This is a genomic window from Marinifilum breve, from assembly GCF_003202155.1.
In the GTDB taxonomy this organism is placed as follows: Bacteria; Bacteroidota; Bacteroidia; order Bacteroidales; family Marinifilaceae; genus Marinifilum; species Marinifilum breve.
In genome coordinates, this window is record NZ_QFLI01000010.1 from 36,233 (window position 1) to 53,939 (window position 17,707).

Sequence of the window (17,707 nt, forward strand, 5' to 3'; positions counted from 1 at the left end):
TTTCTGATTCGATGATTAAAAACAAGCATATTGACCATTTAAAATCGCTAATTTCAGCTTTACCTGAAGAGCCAGGAGTGTATCAATTCTATGATGAGAATAATACCATTATATATGTAGGGAAGGCCAAGAGGTTAAAACGAAGAGTAGCTTCTTATTTTAATAAGGTACATGATAATGCTAAAACCAATATCATGGTCCGAAAAATTTCTGAGATACGGCATATTGTTGTAAACACGGAAGAGGATGCATTATTGTTGGAAAATAACCTTATTAAAAAGCATCAGCCTAGGTATAATGTATTGTTGAAAGACGATAAGTCTTTTCCTTGGATATGTATAAAGAAAGAGAATTTTCCTCGAGTGTTTGTAACGAGAAACCTAGTGAAAGATGGATCGGAATATTTCGGTCCATATACTAGTGTGAAAATGGTAAGAACACTTATGGATATGATTCGATCTTTGTACAAGCTTCGAACATGTAATTTAAGTTTGAATTCAGAAGGGATTTTAAATGGAAAATTTAAAGTTTGTTTGGAATATCATATTGGCAATTGTAAGGCTCCATGTGAAGGCAAAATCAATCAGGAAGAATACATGGATACCATTCAAGCCATCCGAAATATACTCAAAGGAAATATTCGAATGGTAACTTCTCATCTTAAAGAAAAGATGACAGAACTGGCAGAAGAGTATAAGTTTGAGGAGGCACATGCTATTAAAGAAAAACTTGAACTCTTAGATAAATATCAAAGCAAATCTACTATTGTAAATCCATCTATTAATAATGTTGATGTCTATTCTATTTTGGAGGATGAAGAATCTGCCTACGTTAATTTCTTAAAAGTTGTAAATGGGGCAATAATTCAAGCACACACAATTGAGTTAAAAAAGAAAATAGAAGAGAGTAAGGAGGATTTACTACTTCTAGCAATTACTGAAATTCGACAAAAAATATTTAGCACTGCAAAAGAGATTTTAGTTCCTTTTGAAATAGACCTATCTTTTAGCGGAGTAAAATGCTTGATTCCTCAACGTGGCGACAAACGAAAATTACTGGACTTGTCTCTGCGTAATGTCAAATATTACCGTCTCGAGAAGTTAAAGCAAGGGGAGAAATCGAGAAAACAGCCCAATGCAGATCGAATTATGGAAAGAATGAAAAAGGATTTGAGATTGAAAGATGAACCGATACACATTGAATGTTTCGATAACTCCAATATACAAGGAACAAATCCGGTTGCTTCCTGTGTTGTCTTTAGGAATGGTAGACCTTATAAAAAGGATTATCGACATTTTAATATTAAAACGGTGGTTGGTGCAAATGATTTTGCTTCGATGGAAGAAATCATTTATCGTAGATACAAAAGATTGCTGGATGAAAATCAGACATTACCTCAATTAATAGTTATTGATGGGGGGAAAGGACAATTGGGGGCAGCTCTAAATAGCTTGGGTAAATTGAATTTGCGAGGTAAAATTTCTGTAATAGGTATTGCGAAGAAATTAGAAGAGATCTATTTTCCAGGAGATCCTTATCCATTATACTTAGATAAGAATTCAGAAACATTAAAAATTATTCAGCATTTGAGAAATGAATCGCATCGATTTGCAATTACATTCCATAGACAAAAGCGTTCAAAAGCATTTATTGGTTCCGAATTGGATAGAATTGATGGAATCGGTCCGAAGACGGTTCAAAAGTTAATCCAAAGGTTTAAGTCTGTTGAAAATGTGAAGAAGGCTACATTAAATGAAATTTCAGAAGAAATTGGGAATTCAAAAGGCTTAAGTATTTGGAAATATTTTAATTAGAATGATTTATTTAAATGTAATTATCGATCGCAAATTACTCCTTTTCAGACATTTACAACACTATAAATGCTCAGAAAAATAATTGATATAATTCTTTTGTGCTTATTTTATTAAAGTATAAGTCTAAATTAGTGTCATTAAGTATATTGTAAATCAATGAATTGATGTGATTTGATCCTTTAATTGTTTCAAGAAATAGATTAAAATCTTCTTTTTTAATGCAATTGCCCGAAATATCGATATCTGTAATGACACCTTTTTCAATTTGCATTTCGATTTCCAGAATTTTACCTGAAGGGTAGTTGCAAATTTTCTCGAACTTGTAATTTGGGGAATATCCAAAGTTCCATTCCCAAGTGTAGAATTTATTTGTTTTCAAGTTTTCAATGGCAGCAATATCTACATTTGAAAAAGTAAATGGTTTTGAATTTGGATAAGTAAGAGCAAATTCAAGAATGACTCTATCTGCAAAATCTGAAATGGAAATAGGAGAGGAAAGATAATCTGAGATATTCGTTACTCGACTTCTAATAGATCTTACGCCTCTATCTTTAAATTTTAAGGGATTTACCTTCAGTAATTGGTTTAAACGCTTTAAATCGCTTGAAAAAAGCATTGTGCCATGCTGCATAACCTTGTTCTTGTATACATGGGACGCATTTCCTGAAAATTTCTTTCCATCGATTGTCAAATCACTTTTTCCTTCGAATTTTGCATTTACTCCAAGTTTTTGCAGTGCTTGAATTATTGGAGAGCTATAGCCTTTAAAGTCGACCAACTTTCCTTTTTCACCTTTTTTAATCAAGCAATAGTTTAAATTTCCAAAATCATGATAAACTGTTCCGCCACCAGATAAACGACGAACTACTGGAATATTTTCCTCATTTACTCTATCAAGGTTAATCTCTGCAAGTGTGTTTTGATGTTTTCCCACCACCAATGCGTCTTGATTGATGTATACGAAAAAGAAATCTTCATCATAGTTCTTAAGAAGATATTCTTCGCAGGCAAGATTAAAATATGGATCGTTTGAATTGCTAATGAAATAATTCATGTTTTGGATTTTGTTTTTCTAACACAAATATGATTAATATTTGTGAAAAGTTTTAATTTAGACTCAATTTTAATAAGTTGTTTTTTTTGAACATGTCATCGATTTCATCAATGAAACTTAAGTGGAGAGCCTTATCTTTAAAATCTAAAACAGATATAAACATCTTAATAAATATTTAGTTATGCGTGTTGTGGTGCAGCGAGTAAGTAAGGCCTCAGTAACAGTTGAAAAAGAAGTTGTTGGTAAAATTGATGAAGGCTTGATGATTTTGGTTGGAATTGAGAATGAAGACAAGGAGGAAGATGCCGATTGGTTGAGCAAAAAGCTTTGTAATCTTAGAATTTTTGATGATGAAGAGGGTGTAATGAACAAATCTTTACTTGATGTAAAAGGCAACATACTTGCAGTGAGTCAATTTACCTTGCATGCCAAGACCAAAAAAGGGAATAGACCATCATACATAGCAGCTGCAAAACCTGATATTTCGGTGCCTTTATATGAGTACTTTGTGGAAAAATTAAGAAATGAATCTGGAGCAAATGTAGAGACCGGAAAATTTGGTGCTCATATGGAAGTTGCTTTGGTGAACGATGGACCAGTTACGATTTTAATAGATACCAAAAACAAAGAATAGATGGATAATTTAACGATTAAAGAAGCCCAAAAAAGAGTGGATAACTGGATTAAGGAATTCGGCGTTCGCTATTTTAATGAGCTTACCAATATGGCTATTCTTACTGAAGAAGTGGGAGAGGTTGCTAGAATTATATCGAGGAAATATGGAGAGCAATCCTTCAAAGAAAAGGATAAGAAAATTGATTTAGCCGATGAAATGGCAGATGTGCTTTGGGTTTTGATCTGTTTGGCCAATCAAACTGGTGTTGATTTGAATGAGGCATTGATTAAAAATCTCGAGAAGAAAACAAATCGAGATGCGAATCGACACAAAGAAAATACGAAACTTTCTACTGATTAGTGAAATAAGATCAAAATCAGACACAAAGAACTGTTTTTTTATATAGTTTTGTGGCTTTACGAGGAGTACTGAAAAGTACGAAATGGAAAAATCAGCGAAAATATTCGCAACCGGTTAAAATTTAATTAATTACATTTTTGAAACGTCAAAAAATGAAGAAAAACATTTTAGAGATCTTGAAAACGTACAATTTAGAATTGAACGATCAGGAGGTAGCAAATCAAGTAAAAGAGATTATTGCTTCTGATTTTGATTCATTGTACAGTGTAGAGAATTTAAAGAAGAACTTTTCGTTAATCGATTTAACAACTTTAAATTCTACAGATACACACGAAAGAGCCAAAAGTTTTGCTGATAATGTAAATAACTTCCGGAATGATTTTGACATGCCAAATGTTGCTGCGATCTGTGTATATCCTTACCAGGTTCCAACATTAAATGAAAACTTAAAAGCAGAAGGAGTAAATATTGCTTCTGTGGCCGGTGTTTTCCCATCTTCTCAATCATACATTGAAGTTAAGGCATTAGAGTGCAAAATGGCTGTTGAAAAAGGAGCAGACGAAATTGATATCGTTATTTCGATTGGAGCATTTCTTGCAGGCGATTATCAAACTGTATTCGATGAGATTGTAGCTCAAAAAGAAGCTTGTGGAAAAGGACACTTGAAAGTGATTTTAGAAACTGGCGAGTTAAAAACAGCAACGAATATTAGAACCGCTTCAATATTAGCAATGGAAGCTGGCGCAGATTTTATCAAAACATCAACTGGTAAAGTTCCTGTTAATGCAACTTTGGAAGCTGCTCACATCATGACTCAGGCAATTGCTGAATATCATAAGAAAACTGGCAGAATGGTTGGATTTAAGCCTGCAGGAGGAATTTCAACAGCGAAAGATGCCATTGAATTTTACTCAATTTCTAATAGAAATCTAGGAGAGAAGTGGTTGAATAACGAGTACTTAAGAATTGGTGCTTCAAGTTTGGCAAACAATCTTCTTACCGAAATTCATAAAATAGAAACAGGAGAAGAAAAGACAATCACATATTTTTAATATTGTGAATATAATTTTTAGCAAGAGTCGGAAAATTTTTCCGACTTTTTGTTTTTAAAGCAAAAAAAACATTTAACTTCAGAAAAATATTGATAATATAAATCACCCTGCTGTTAATTTTTAACTCGATGTACAAAGAATCTACAGAACATCTGCTATTAAGAATAAAAGAGCTTGAAACTGAGTTAAAAGCTGTAAAAGAATCTTTTGGAGCAAAATCTGGTTTGGTAAAACATTTATTAAGAAATGCAAAAAGTCAAACACAAGAATATTTGTCTGTAATTGATTCTGATTTTACTCTTATAGAAGTAAACAAAAACCGTTTAAGTCAATTAGGTAAAAAAAGAAATGAAATTATTGGAGATAAGTGCTACAAAGCTTTTTACGATTTAGATGAAGCATGTAAAGAATGTATTGTTAAAGAGGTTGTTAGTACAAGAAATGCAAATCGATTTTTAAAATCATACGAATTCAATAACGCCATTAAATTTGAGGAAAAAACGGTTAGCCCCATTTTAAATGAAGAAGGAATTGTTGAACGTTTGGTAATTGAAAGTAAGGATATTAGTGGTTATTATCAACTTGTAGATAAAGTAGGACAAAGAGAAGAGTTTTTCAAAAATATTTTTGAATCTGCTGGAGATGCATTTTTAATTCATGACTCCAATGGTAATATTTTGGATTTTGGATCCAAATTACCTGTTTTATTAGGATATAGCGTGGAGGAGTTTAAAGGATTATCGGTAATTGACATTGATGATCCTCGTTATTCCATGAAATTTGGTAGTCGCCAAGAGCATATGAAAGAGAAAGATCATTTGCTATTTGAAACTGAATTGATTCGTAAATCAGGAGAAAGAATACCAGTTGAAATAAGTGCAACGCTTATCCCTTTACAAGGGCAAAGGCTATTTTTCGTTTCTCTTCGAAATTTAGAGAAGCGTAAAAAAGCAGAAGAAGATTTAAAAATAAGTGAAAAGCGATTCAGAACTTTAGTCGAGAATGCTCCGGATCTGATTATGCGATTCGATAAAAACTACAAACATTTGTTTGTTAATTCTGCCACGAAAACACTTTTGAACATTGAACCTGAGGAGTTTATTGGAAAAACGCACGATGAACTTGGTTTTCCAGAACACATGTGTAAGTTTTGGGAGGAAGAGATGAATAAAGTTTTTCAAAGTTCGAAGTTAAAAGCTGTTGAGTTTTCAATTCAGGTCGATGGAGAAGATAAATATTTTGATTGGCAGTTAATTCCAGAGTTTGACGAAGAAGGTCAAACTGAAACAATTTTGGCAGTAGCGAGAGATATTACTGCTCGTAAATTAAACGAAAGGGCATTGGAAGAAGCTGTAAAAACAAAAGATAAATTCTTTTCAATTATCGCTCATGATTTAAAAAATCCTTTTAACGCGATGTTACCTATCGTGCATATTTTAAAGGAGAATCATATTGATATGAAAAGAGAACAGCTTTCTGAAATGATTGAATTAATTGATTCTTCGGTGAAGCAGGAATACAATCTTTTGAAAAACCTTTTGGAATGGTCAAGAGCACAAACAGGGGCAATTAAATTAAAACCTGAGAGCATTCAGCTTCGAGATCTTTTTGATTCAAATTTACTTCTTCATAGGGCAGTAGCCGAGAGTAAAAATATTTCCATTGAAGTAGATGGTAATCCGAAAGCCAATGTTTTGTCTGATAAATATATGCTTGAAACCGTAATTCGAAATTTGGTTTCTAATGCATTAAAGTTTACCGAAACAGATGGAAGTGTAAAAATTCAAATCACAGAGGAAAAGAATCAGGTGATTTGTAGTGTTCAGGATAGTGGAATAGGCATTAGTCCTGAAAATCAGCAAAAATTATTCAGAATTGATACCAATTATACCCGATTGGGAACCAAAGAGGAGTCAGGTACAGGCTTAGGGCTTATACTTTGTAAAGAGTTTATAGAAAAAAATGGAGGAAGCATTACAGTGCAAAGTGAAGTAGCTGTAGGCAGTACTTTCACTTTTAGTTTGCCTAAAGCTAATTAATTATTTTGTTCTCGAGATGGTGTATTCTACCAGCTCTTTCAAAGATGTATTGGCTTCAGATTCAGGAAAATTAGACAATATTTCTAATGCTTTCTGTTTGTATTCCAGCATTTTGTTTCTAGTGTAATCAATTCCACCTTTTTCCTTCACAAACTGAATTAATTCATTTACTTTTTCAGAATTCTTGTTGTGCTTTCTAATGATTTTAAGAGCCCATTTGCGTTCCTTATCAGAAACATTTCTAAGAACATATATCAATGGGAGAGTGAGCTTCTTTTCTTTAATATCATTACCCGTTGGCTTGCCAATATTACCCTGTTTTTCGTAATCGAATAAATCATCCTTCATTTGGAAGGCAACTCCCAGGCATTCTCCAAATCTCTTTAATTTTTCTTGTTGATCTTTTGTTGCTCCAACCGATAAAGCTCCAAGTTGGGTACAAGAGGCAATTAAACTTGCTGTTTTCTTGTAAATGATATCAAAATAAACATCTTCTGTAATATCAAGCTTACGTGATTTTTCCAGTTGTAGAAGTTCCCCTTCACTCATTTCTCTAACAGCATCCGAAACAACTTGTAACTGATCGTACTCTTTATTTTCAAGAGCAACAAGCAATCCTTTTGAAAGTAAATAATCGCCAACTAAAACTGCTGCTTTCGATTTCCAAAGTGCATTAATCGAGAAAAAACCTCTTCTTTCGTAGGCTTCGTCTACCACATCATCATGAATAAGTGTGGCAGTATGTAATAATTGAGTTAAAGCAGCAGCAACGTAAGTCGACTCTTGAATATCTCCCAGTAATCTGGCGCTAAGAAAGGTAAGGATAGGTCTTACTTCCTTTCCTTTACGTTTAATAATATAATTATTGATAATATCTAGTAAGCGAACTTTGCTTTTCATCGATTCCTTAAAGTAAGAATCGAACTGTTTCATTTCCTTCTCAATAGGAGCTTTAATAATACTAATACTGCTTTTTTTCAAACTCATAGAAACCAAAGTTAACAATTTAAACTTCTCATGGAAGCCTTGCTGAATCTAAATTTTAAGATACAAATATCTCGTTTTTATTAAGACTACAAATAAATTATATACAAAACGAGAAATTTAAATATTTCGATATGATTATGCCTTTCATTCACGAATATATTTATATATTTGCATTTGATAATTTACGTGATTAATCTTAGTGTATGAAAATTAAAGAATTAGAACCTGAAAAACTGGAGAAGGCGGCTAATATGCTAAAAGCAATCGCCCATCCAATGAGAATTGCGATTTTGGGTTATCTGGAAGATGGCAAGAAGCTAACGGTGACTGAAATTCATGAATTATTAAAAATAGAACAATCTACAACTTCTCATCATTTGGGAATTTTAAAGGATAAAGGTGTTCTTTCATCAAAACGAGAAGGGAAAAACACTTATTATTTCTTAAAGCACTGTAGTTTGAGTAATATTGTTGATTGCATCAGCAATTGTACTAATGGATAAAGATTTAAAACCGGATGAAACCGGTTTTTTTTATGAAGTAAACAATGGCAAAGATTAGATTAACGAAAGAGTTCCATTTTGAAATGGCACATGCCTTATGGAACTATGATGGATTGTGTAAAAATATTCATGGTCATTCTTATATTTTATTTGTTACGGTAATTGGAGAACCAATAACCGATAAATCAAATCCTAAATTGGGAATGGTAATGGATTTTGGAGATTTAAAAGGGATTGTAGCAGAGGAAATTGTTGATCAATTGGATCATGCCTTGGTACTTAGCAAAGACACACCTGATATCGATCAATTGAATATTCCGCAGATGTTCGATCGCTTTTTTGTGATGGATTACCAGCCAACTTGTGAAAACATGATTGCTGATTTTGCAGAAAGAATTAAGAACAGATTACCACAGGGAGTCGAGTTACATTCATTAAAACTGCACGAAACCGCAACATCATTTGCAGAGTGGTATGCTTCTGATAACGAATAATACCTTGAAAATATAGGATGAGCCCGAATTATACATTCGGGCTTTTTTATACTCTTAATCTGCAATCCATCCTGTAATTATTCATTAATAATTACTCATTGATAATTGCGATAGCAGTATTATCTTGTATTTTTGTTTGGATACATTTAATACATACATTTTTTATGCACTCATCAGTTAGCAATTCCGGCAAAAAGCTATTTTTATTAGATGCTTTTGCCTTGATATACAGATCGTATTACGCATTTATCAAGAATCCAAGATTTACTTCAACAGGCATTAATTCTTCTGCCATGCTTGGATTTACCAATACCTTACTCGAAGTATTAGAGAAAGAGAAGCCATCACATATCGCAGTTGTTTTTGATCCTGTAGGACCAACTTTCCGTCATGAGATGTTCAAGGAGTACAAAGCACAGCGTCCACCAATGCCCGAGGATCTTCGTAAATCAATTCCTTACATCAAAAGCATTATTCAAGGTTTTAATATTCCTGAATTGGATGTGGAAGGTTTTGAAGCAGATGACGTTATTGGAACTTTGGCTAAGAAAGCTGAAAAGGAAGGGTTTTCGGTTTACATGATGACTCCCGATAAGGATTATGCCCAGTTGGTAAGTGAAAACATTTTCATGTACAAACCAAAACGATCGGGAAAAGAAGTAGAAGTATGGGGATTGCCTGAAGTTCGAGAAAACTTTGGTGTAGAAACTGCAGATCAGATTATTGATTATTTGGGCTTAATGGGTGACTCGGCAGATAATATCCCTGGTTGTCCTGGTATTGGACCAAAGACTGCACAAAAATTGATTGGATTGTATAAATCAATAGATGGACTCTATGAGAATACCGATCAGTTAAAAGGAAAGCAGAAAGAAAAAATTGTAGCTTCAGAAGAGCAGGTTCGATTTTCGAGAGAGTTGGCAACAATTGCATTGAATGCTCCTATAGATTTCGATGAAGAGAAATTTAAGTTGATAGATTTCGACGAAGCCAAATTGAGAGCCATTTTTAAAGAATTGGAATTTTTTACGCTTGCTGAAAGAGTGTTTAAAAATCAAACTGAACTTTTCGACTCTCAGAATGAGAAATCTACGGACAGTGATTCGACAGAAGAAAAAGAAATCATTCTCAGAGACATAAATACTTTAAACTCTAAGTTTTTTGTACTTGATAACGAGCAGGTAAGGGCCGATTTAAAGGCAGAATTGTGTATTCAAAATGAGTTTGCTTTTAGAACAATTTTGTCAGATTCCGATCCAAACACCTCAAAATTGAGAGGATTGTGCTTTTCATTTAAGAGCGACAAGTCTTTTTTTGTTCCATTTCCGGAGAATTTGGAAGAAGCCAAAAAAGTGGCCCAGGAATTCAAATATATTTTCGAAGATGAGAAAATCATCAAAATTGGTCACGATTGCAAAAAAGACATATTAGCGCTTCGTTGGTTGGGTTGTGAAGTGAAGGCTCCAATTTTCGATACCATGATTGCACATTATCTAATTCAACCAGAATTGAAACATGAATTCTCCTTTGTTGCCAATTCTGTTTTGAATTACAATGTAATTCAGGAAGAGGTAAAGGGCAAAGGGAAAAAAGCTCAATTGAGTTTGATGATGGAACCTGAACCAGTAAAGCACGATCAGTATTGCGAAGAAGTTGTATTGGGTTTAGAGCTTAAATCGGAGCTCGAAAAGCAAATGGAGGACAATGGCCTGATCAAGTTGTTTAATGAGGTAGAAATGCCTCTTATGAGCATTTTGGCCGATATGGAATTCAATGGTGTATCGCTTGATGTTCCTACCTTGAATGATTACGCCAAAGTACTGAACGAAGAAGTAAATGGGATAGAGGCTGAAATTAAAGAAATGGCAGGTGTTGAGTTCAATGTAGCATCGCCAAAACAGTTGGGAGAGGTTTTGTTCGAAAAAATGGAATTGGACAGCAAAGCCAAGAAAACCAAATCAGGACAGTACTCAACTTCCGAAGCTGTACTGGCCAAACTCAAAGGCAAACACGAAATCATTCAAAAGATTTTGGATTTTAGATCGCTGAAGAAATTGATTTCGACCTATGTGGAAGCTTTACCAACCTATATTAACCAAGCATCTGGCAAAATTCATACATCATTCAATCAGGCGGAAGCCGCAACGGGACGATTGAGTTCTACCAATCCAAACTTGCAGAACATTCCAATTAGAACGGAGCAGGGAAGATATATCCGTAAGGCATTTGTTCCTTCAACAGATGAACACATCTTCTTATCTGCCGATTACTCGCAGGTAGAATTGCGTTTGATGGCTCACATGAGTAAGGATCAGAACATGATTGATGCATTTAATCATGCAGCTGATTTTCACCAGGCAACAGCGGCAAAAATTTACAAACTACCTGTTGAAGAGGTAAGCAAAGACATGCGATCTCGTGCGAAAACTGCCAATTTTGGTATTATTTACGGAATTTCAGCTTGGGGATTAGCCGAACGATTGGATATCTCGAGAAAAGAGGGAAAAGAGCTTAAAGATGGATATTTTGAGTCTTATCCTGAAGTAAAAGCCTTTATGGATGCAAGTATTGAGAAAGCGCGAGAGGATGAATATGTAGAGACCTTGATGGGCCGTAGAAGATATTTGAAGGACATCAATTCGAGCAATGCAATAGTGCGTGGAGTGGCCGAAAGAAATGCCATTAACGCACCAATTCAGGGTTCTGCTGCCGATGTAATCAAAATTGCCATGATCAACATCGACAAAAGAATGAAAAAGGAGGGAATGCAATCGAAAATGATCATTCAGGTGCATGATGAATTGAACTTCGATTGCTTAAAATCTGAATTGGAACAAATGAAAGTAATTCTTCGCGAGGAAATGGAAAATGCAGTGCAGCTTTCAGTGCCACTTACCGTTGATATGGGAGTAGGAGAGAACTGGTTGCAGGCACACTAATTATCAGGAATAAAATATTACAAATGCCGAATGGAGATTGAGTTCTTTGTTCGGCATTTTTTATATATGATTAAATAGAATCCTCTGTAGCCCAGTATTTACCGATCGGAGTTAAGAAATTAGCGTCTGAGTAGCCATTAGACCCATTTGAGTAAGGTAGATAGCCTTTTGAGTAGGCCAAATACCCATCTGAGTTAACAATTATCCCATCTGAGTAGGCTAAATACCCATCGGAGTAGCCAAGTGAGCCGTCTGAGTTACTGAAATACCCATCGGAGTTACAGATATTGGCGTCTGAGTTAACTCAAATCAATAAAATTGCTACTCAGAGCGGCTTGTAATTAACTCATTTGCTAAATATTCTAACTCAAAAGACAAGCTAAAGTACTCATAGGCTCATATTGCTTACTCAATGGGGGTATATATCAACAAGAGGAGTGTGGTCAAAGAAAAAGCTCATTCTTCCATCGAAAGAATGAGCTTTTTGATATCAATTTTATTATAAGCTTCAGGCAAATTACTTAATCCTTTTGCCTTATTCCTTTTTACTTGTTAATGGCATGCAACCCAATGCTGCCATCTAAAATACCTGCGTATTCGTTGTTGCTTTCAAGAACCTCGATGGCACGAAGTAAAGTTTTGTCATCACGCAAACTGAATTCAATGCCACCCTTTTGATAATGGTATCTCTTTACAATTTCGTGAGCCAGAAGCTCTTTTAATTCATCTTTGAATCTTTGTATGTCGCGATCTAAATTAGGTGCTAATTTAGCCTCTAAAGCAGCAAATTCATCAGTAGAAATATCAAAGTTCTTCTCTTCTTCGGCCGATTTCTTTAATGCTTTTAAAATCTCAGTACTTTCCGATTTGTAAGTGAAATCTTTACTTTCTTTTACAAACTTCACAAATTCATTAAAAAGCTCATCGCTAACTTCAAATTCTTTGGCAGAAGCAATGCTTTCGTTGCTGTTTGCATATAGCGTAGCAAAATCGAAGAACATGAAATCACGTATCATATTTATGCTTAAAATGCTATAGGTTTCAGGATCTATTTTTACATCAGGAAGAATACCTCCGCCATCGTAAACCTTGCGACCATTTTTTGTGTGATATTCAGTAATCAATGAATCAGCAACTTTACCAACACTACCATCTTCGTTTCTGTTACTGTAATCCAATGCCTGGATACATCTTCCGCTAGGAATGTAATACTTGGCTGTAGTTACTTTTAATTTGGTGTTGTAAGTAAGATTTCTGGTTGTTTGAACCAATCCCTTACCAAATGTTCTATTACCAAGTACAACGCCTCTGTCAAGATCCTGAATTGCTCCAGAAACAATTTCAGATGCCGAAGCCGATCCTCTGTTTACCAATACAGCGATAGGAATTTCTGAATCAACAGGCGACTTTGTTGCTTTGTAGCTCTTGTCCCATTTCGAAACTTTCCCTTTTGTGCTAACGATATCTTCACCTTTATTTACAAATAGGTTGGTAATCTCAATGGCCTGATCTAACAAACCTCCTGGATTTCCTCTTAAATCCAATACAATGGATTTTGCATTTTGTTCTTTTAACTCTTTCAATGCATTTTTTACTTCACCTGCCGATTTATTTGTGAATTGGTTAAGGTGAATGTATCCAATTGAATCGGTAATCATGCCATAGTAAGGAACCGATTTAAGCTGAATTTTTTCACGAACCAGCTTTTTATCCATGGTTTTCTTAACACCTGGGCGCTTAATTTTAATGGTAAGCGGAACGTTTGGTTGTCCTTTTAAAAGATTACTAACATCATCAGTACTCTTACCTTTAACCGAAGTTCCATTGATTTCAAGCATTACATCACCCGCTTTTAAACCCGCTTTATAGGCAGGAAATCCTTCGTAAGGTTCTGCAATAATTACTTCATCTTTGTGTTTGCTGATTAAAGCTCCAATTCCGGCATACTCACCAGTTGTCATCAATTTAAAATCTTCAATTTCCGATTCTGATATGTATGTGGTGTAAGGATCGAGGGTTTTAAGCATGGCATCCATACTCTTTTTTACCAAGTCACCCGGATCAATCTCATCTACGTAAAACAAGTTCAATTCTCTGAACATGGTGTAGTAGATATTCAGGTTTTTACTGATTTCAAAATTTCTCTCATCCCTGCTGAACCCGAAAAATGCCGCACTACAAAACAGTAGAATAGCCAGCATCCAAATGGCTCCTCTTTTTCCTCGAAGCTTCATATATTTCTTTTTTAATTGATATTTTAATTCACCCTTGCGGAGATTTCCCTAAAACAAACTAATCACTCTGAAGTATAAATTTTATTAGTAGGTAATAACAAATATAGCTAATCCCAATGGAAATCTATCACCTTTAACATTTCTTAACCCTATTGTACTGAATTACAATGTATGTGCATGGTAATTTCTAATGGTATTACGATTGAGAAGTGAAATGGTTCAATAAAAGTAGATTAGAAAGGAATAAAATTCCTTTTAAGGTACAGGATCATGACCGTGTCCACCCCAGGGATTACAGGATAAAATTCTTTTAATGGCAAGGTAAGATCCTTTAAATGGGCCGTGTTTTTTTAAAGCTTGAATGGCGTAGGAAGAACAGGTAGGAGTATACCTACAAGCAGAAGGAGTAAGGGGAGAAATAAAATACTGATAGAACTTAATCGGCAGAATCATGATGAACAGAGCTGCCTGTTTCAGTAGGTTTAGAATGTTTTTCATATTCTCTTGGAATTCGTTGCAATGCCTTTTTTAATTGTTCTTCCATATCCTTTGTTTCCATGATTTTTTTAGGAAGGTATACAAGCATAAAAGCAATTTGCACCTCTTTTTTCTCTAATTCTTCGTAAAGCTTGTGCTTATTTAAACGGTAAATTTCACGAATTCGTCTTTTTAAAAGATTTCTTTTTACCGCATGTTTAAAGTTTCTTTTCGAGACTGTTATGGCAACTTGTGCCGGATAATCGGAATGAAGATCAGCAGCTTTCCATACCACTCGAAAAGGATAACAAGTAAATCCGTTCCCTTCGGAAAATAGTTTGCCAATAAGAATCTTGTGAGTGAGTCTTTCAGCTTTTTCAAAAGTAAAACGTGTCTTACGTGTCATTCTGTTCTGGATTATACTACAAAAATCGACAAAAAAAGGGGAAAACAAATTCCCCTTCTTTCTTTTATGTTGTTAAAGACTATTTGTCTTTATTGTCTTTGTTATATTTCTTGATGAATTGATCCAAAGCCATAGTCATAGATGGAGCTTGTGGCATTGGAGCCTGAATATCAAGTCTTAACTTCGCATCGTTAACTGCTTTTGAAGTAGCAGGTCCGAATGCAGCAATAATTGTATTGTTCTGTTCAAAATCAGGGAAGTTTTGTAACAAAGAAGCAATACCTGATGGGCTATAAAAAGCCAAGATGTCGTAATTAACATCAGCTAAATCAGATAAATCACTACTTACAGTACGATACAAAATTGCTTTCGTATACTTGATTTTATTTTTATCAAGCAAAGCAGGGATTGATTGTTTATGAATATCTGAAAGCGGAATCAGGAATTTTTCTGATTTGTGCTTCACGATAATATCCATTAACTCTTCGAAACGTTTTTCTCCAAAGAAGATTTTTCGTTTTCTGTAAACGATATACTTCTGAAGATAGAATGCAGTTGATTCAGAAATACAGAAATATTTCATATCATCAGGAACTGTAATTCTTAATTCCTCACAAACTCTGAAAAAGTGATCGATAGCTGTTCTACTAGTAAAAATAACAGCTGTGTGATCTAAAATATTGATTCTTTCCTGTCTAAATTCTTTGGTTGAAACACCTTCAACTTGGATGAAAGGACGAAAATCAATTTTCAAATTGTATTTTTCTGCCAAATCAAAATACGGTGACTTTTCGGTTTGGGGCTTGGGTTGTGATACCAGTATAGTCTTGATTCTCAAAACACTAGAGTTTAGTTCAACAATTCTTTACACCGCCTTATACCAATGATATTAACAGTTTGTAAATCACAAGTAAGGGCAAAATTTCCAAGGCACAAAGGTACAAAATCATATAAAATATTGAAACATGTTTGCGAAATAATATTTTAATCCCTCGAAATAGTCGAAATAAATAAAATATTAAAGCAATTACTAAACCTGCATTTAGTAGTAAATATGCTGCAAAATCAGCTATGAAAGGTATACTTAGGGTAAGGGGTAAAAGAAAAATTCCAAGATTTTTATTGTAGATAAAAACATTGTGCAGGTATTCTTTTCCCTCTTTTACACCATCAAAAATGTATGCCAATGTTCTTATCACGACAAATTTTCCGAAGTAAATTATCAGAAAAGCAGCTAATGTATAAAGGAAGGTTAGCAAGCTTGTTTTGATACCAGAGTCGGAATACCAATAGTTGTAATAAAGTACTGCAAAAAATGAGGCATTGATAAAAAACAATCCATTCAAGAAAATACTACCACGAAGGTTTCTCATGTTTTTTTCCAGGAACAAATTGTTTGATACTTGATAATTGACAATTGCATCAATAAGGCGTTGCAGGTATTTGCTGAATGAAAATCGTATAATTGCCATCAGAATCACTACAAATAGACTAACGCCAACCATCCAATCACTTTGAGATGTTTCAATTAATTTTCCTTCTCTGATTAAAGGTCGTTCAATACTATCCGTTGTAATTGAATCTTTAAGTGTGATGAGATTCAGGTGAATTGAGTCTGTTTTTGTACTATCAGCAATAATGCCAGCTGTCTGATCAGTTGTATCTTTCCCATTATTTAAGCTATCTAGCTTAAAATTGACTTGAAGAGAAGAATCTTGAAATACCGTTTTATGAACGGGAGAGACTGATGAGTTGATGAAAGCCATTATAATTCGTGTACCATTACCACTAATTATTTACAAAGATAATTTTATTTTATTGAGCTCTTGCATGAAGCAAAAGAAAGCCCGTAAATTTCTTACGGGCTTTTGAGTTTATATTTCTTCGTATCCAATGAGGCGTTTTACTCTAAGTTTTTCTTTTTCATCTGCATTGAGGTTTTTATCACTCTTTAATACTTGTCTTTCCCATGAACCATACATCGGGTTAGGAAGCACAATAAATTTTGCTCCAAAAAGATCTTTCATGGCATCAACTTTTCCGAAACCATAATTTTCAGATCTGTCTTCTAAAATTTCATCAAAATCTCCAATATTATCTCCTGCAAGAATAAGAATATCATGCGTTTCGCTCACCTTATTTCTTCTTACAGTTTTTACGCTAGTATTGGTTTTTAGCAGAATGTGTGCTTTATCTGCAAAAGGAAAACCTAGCTCTTTAAGGTTTTGTAATGTTTTGTTTGTAGCAGAAGTATCTCTGTTTGAAATATAAAAAGTTTCAACACCTTTTGATTCTGCATATTTTAAAAACTCTAAGGCTCCAGGAGTAGCTTGAGCTTTTGCCATATCGGTCCATTCTTTCCATGCAGCTGATGAATAAGATTTTCCAGTTCTAATGGAGTTGGTTTCAAATGGACTATTATCTAAAACTGTTTCATCAATATCAACTACTACTGCCTTAGCTTTATTACCCGAATAGGTAGCCAATTGTTTGTCTAGTGATAGTTTGGCAGCATTAAATGCCTGATAGTATAAAGCTCTACATTCTGATGCTCTCTGATACCATAGAGTAGCCATTACCAAATGTTCATTTGAGTTTTGTGTATCCTTGTTGTTTGCAGGATTTTGCTGACAAGCAAACAGGCCGGAAGCGATTAGAATCGCAAAAAATATTTTTCTCATGTGAGTTTGTGTTATAATTTTAAACTTTCACCTTCGTTTTTGGTGATCGGA

At 34.3% G+C, this 17,707-nt stretch carries 16 protein-coding genes; 8 read left to right on the forward strand and 8 right to left on the reverse strand.

Translation table 11 applies throughout. The annotated features are described in order from the left end of the window. Positions 1 to 11: 11 nt before the first annotated feature. Positions 12 to 1,814, forward strand: a complete 1,803-nt coding sequence (uvrC, locus tag DF185_RS18395) for an excinuclease ABC subunit UvrC (RefSeq protein ID WP_110362364.1) — start codon at positions 12 to 14, stop codon at positions 1,812 to 1,814. A 70-nt stretch (positions 1,815 to 1,884) separates the two neighbouring features. Here uvrC and lplA read toward each other — a convergent pair whose 3' ends face one another. After that, positions 1,885 to 2,868, reverse strand: a complete 984-nt coding sequence (lplA, locus tag DF185_RS18400) for a lipoate--protein ligase (RefSeq protein ID WP_110362366.1) — start codon at positions 2,866 to 2,868, stop codon at positions 1,885 to 1,887. 181 nt (positions 2,869 to 3,049) lie between these two features. On the opposite strand from lplA, the gene dtd reads away from it, so the two are divergent. From dtd to DF185_RS18420, 4 genes are all read left to right on the forward strand, one after another. After that, positions 3,050 to 3,502: a D-aminoacyl-tRNA deacylase gene (gene dtd / locus DF185_RS18405; RefSeq protein ID WP_110362368.1), complete on the forward strand. Its 453-nt coding sequence runs from the start codon at positions 3,050 to 3,052 to the stop codon at positions 3,500 to 3,502. Further along, complete coding sequence (locus DF185_RS18410; protein WP_110362370.1) at positions 3,503 to 3,844, forward strand: nucleotide pyrophosphohydrolase; 342 nt, start codon at positions 3,503 to 3,505, stop codon at positions 3,842 to 3,844. Positions 3,845 to 3,996: 152 nt separating this feature from the next. Beyond that, positions 3,997 to 4,896, forward strand: a complete 900-nt coding sequence (gene deoC, locus DF185_RS18415) for a deoxyribose-phosphate aldolase (RefSeq protein WP_110362372.1) — start codon at positions 3,997 to 3,999, stop codon at positions 4,894 to 4,896. Between the two features lie 128 nt (positions 4,897 to 5,024). Further along, positions 5,025 to 6,935 carry a PAS domain-containing protein gene (locus DF185_RS18420; RefSeq protein WP_110362374.1) on the forward strand — a complete coding sequence of 637 codons (1,911 nt, stop codon included), beginning with the start codon at positions 5,025 to 5,027 and terminating at the stop codon, positions 6,933 to 6,935. Here DF185_RS18420 and DF185_RS18425 read toward each other — a convergent pair whose 3' ends face one another. Next, positions 6,936 to 7,922: a polyprenyl synthetase family protein gene (locus DF185_RS18425; RefSeq protein WP_110362376.1), complete on the reverse strand. Its 987-nt coding sequence runs from the start codon at positions 7,920 to 7,922 to the stop codon at positions 6,936 to 6,938. It lies immediately after the preceding gene. A 203-nt stretch (positions 7,923 to 8,125) separates the two neighbouring features. Here DF185_RS18425 and DF185_RS18430 point away from each other — a divergent pair, with 203 nt between their 5' ends. The 3 genes from DF185_RS18430 to polA all read left to right on the forward strand — a co-directional run bounded on the left by DF185_RS18430 (position 8,126) and on the right by polA (position 11,858). After that, positions 8,126 to 8,425 carry an ArsR/SmtB family transcription factor gene (locus DF185_RS18430; protein ID WP_110362378.1) on the forward strand — a complete coding sequence of 100 codons (300 nt, stop codon included), beginning with the start codon at positions 8,126 to 8,128 and terminating at the stop codon, positions 8,423 to 8,425. A gap of 44 nt (positions 8,426 to 8,469) precedes the next feature. After that, positions 8,470 to 8,919 carry a 6-pyruvoyl trahydropterin synthase family protein gene (locus DF185_RS18435; RefSeq protein ID WP_110362380.1) on the forward strand — a complete coding sequence of 150 codons (450 nt, stop codon included), beginning with the start codon at positions 8,470 to 8,472 and terminating at the stop codon, positions 8,917 to 8,919. A 164-nt stretch (positions 8,920 to 9,083) separates the two neighbouring features. After that, on the forward strand, positions 9,084 to 11,858 hold the full coding sequence (gene polA / locus DF185_RS18440; protein WP_110362382.1) for a DNA polymerase I: 2,775 nt from the start codon (positions 9,084 to 9,086) through the stop codon (positions 11,856 to 11,858). Between the two features lie 545 nt (positions 11,859 to 12,403). Here polA and DF185_RS18445 read toward each other — a convergent pair. From DF185_RS18445 to DF185_RS18470, 6 genes are all read right to left on the reverse strand, one after another. Further along, positions 12,404 to 14,092, reverse strand: coding sequence for a S41 family peptidase (locus DF185_RS18445; protein ID WP_110362384.1), 1,689 nt, complete (start codon positions 14,090 to 14,092; stop codon positions 12,404 to 12,406). 255 nt (positions 14,093 to 14,347) lie between these two features. Next, positions 14,348 to 14,545: a membrane protein insertion efficiency factor YidD gene (gene yidD, locus DF185_RS18450; protein ID WP_243421796.1), complete on the reverse strand. Its 198-nt coding sequence runs from the start codon at positions 14,543 to 14,545 to the stop codon at positions 14,348 to 14,350. Beyond that, positions 14,529 to 14,975 carry a ribonuclease P protein component gene (locus DF185_RS18455; protein WP_110362388.1) on the reverse strand — a complete coding sequence of 149 codons (447 nt, stop codon included), beginning with the start codon at positions 14,973 to 14,975 and terminating at the stop codon, positions 14,529 to 14,531. Before DF185_RS18455 ends, yidD begins: the two co-directional genes overlap by 17 nt. 79 nt (positions 14,976 to 15,054) lie before the next feature. Beyond that, positions 15,055 to 15,813, reverse strand: a complete 759-nt coding sequence (locus DF185_RS18460) for a uroporphyrinogen-III synthase (RefSeq protein WP_110362390.1) — start codon at positions 15,811 to 15,813, stop codon at positions 15,055 to 15,057. 37 nt (positions 15,814 to 15,850) lie between these two features. Then, complete coding sequence (locus DF185_RS18465) at positions 15,851 to 16,741, reverse strand: DUF4271 domain-containing protein (protein ID WP_110362392.1); 891 nt, start codon at positions 16,739 to 16,741, stop codon at positions 15,851 to 15,853. 108 nt (positions 16,742 to 16,849) lie between these two features. Beyond that, positions 16,850 to 17,656, reverse strand: a complete 807-nt coding sequence (locus DF185_RS18470; protein WP_110362394.1) for a 5'-nucleotidase, lipoprotein e(P4) family — start codon at positions 17,654 to 17,656, stop codon at positions 16,850 to 16,852. Positions 17,657 to 17,707 lie beyond the last annotated feature (51 nt).

What these genes read in the sequence shown, in the direction of transcription:
- polA (WP_110362382.1), top strand. Translation starts at nt 9,084, where the DNA reads ATGCACTCATCAGTTAGCAATTCCGGCAAAAAGCTATTTTTATTAGAT.
- uvrC (WP_110362364.1), top strand. Translation starts at nt 12, where the DNA reads ATGATTAAAAACAAGCATATTGACCATTTAAAATCGCTAATTTCAGCT.
- DF185_RS18410 (WP_110362370.1), top strand. Translation starts at nt 3,503, where the DNA reads ATGGATAATTTAACGATTAAAGAAGCCCAAAAAAGAGTGGATAACTGG.
- DF185_RS18445 (WP_110362384.1), bottom strand. Translation starts at nt 14,092, where the DNA reads ATGAAGCTTCGAGGAAAAAGAGGAGCCATTTGGATGCTGGCTATTCTA.
- DF185_RS18420 (WP_110362374.1), top strand. Translation starts at nt 5,025, where the DNA reads ATGTACAAAGAATCTACAGAACATCTGCTATTAAGAATAAAAGAGCTT.
- DF185_RS18455 (WP_110362388.1), bottom strand. Translation starts at nt 14,975, where the DNA reads ATGACACGTAAGACACGTTTTACTTTTGAAAAAGCTGAAAGACTCACT.
- DF185_RS18430 (WP_110362378.1), top strand. Translation starts at nt 8,126, where the DNA reads ATGAAAATTAAAGAATTAGAACCTGAAAAACTGGAGAAGGCGGCTAAT.
- DF185_RS18425 (WP_110362376.1), bottom strand. Translation starts at nt 7,922, where the DNA reads ATGAGTTTGAAAAAAAGCAGTATTAGTATTATTAAAGCTCCTATTGAG.
- lplA (WP_110362366.1), bottom strand. Translation starts at nt 2,868, where the DNA reads ATGAATTATTTCATTAGCAATTCAAACGATCCATATTTTAATCTTGCC.
- DF185_RS18435 (WP_110362380.1), top strand. Translation starts at nt 8,470, where the DNA reads ATGGCAAAGATTAGATTAACGAAAGAGTTCCATTTTGAAATGGCACAT.
- dtd (WP_110362368.1), top strand. Translation starts at nt 3,050, where the DNA reads ATGCGTGTTGTGGTGCAGCGAGTAAGTAAGGCCTCAGTAACAGTTGAA.
- DF185_RS18465 (WP_110362392.1), bottom strand. Translation starts at nt 16,741, where the DNA reads ATGGCTTTCATCAACTCATCAGTCTCTCCCGTTCATAAAACGGTATTT.
- yidD (WP_243421796.1), bottom strand. Translation starts at nt 14,545, where the DNA reads ATGATTCTGCCGATTAAGTTCTATCAGTATTTTATTTCTCCCCTTACT.
- DF185_RS18470 (WP_110362394.1), bottom strand. Translation starts at nt 17,656, where the DNA reads ATGAGAAAAATATTTTTTGCGATTCTAATCGCTTCCGGCCTGTTTGCT.
- deoC (WP_110362372.1), top strand. Translation starts at nt 3,997, where the DNA reads ATGAAGAAAAACATTTTAGAGATCTTGAAAACGTACAATTTAGAATTG.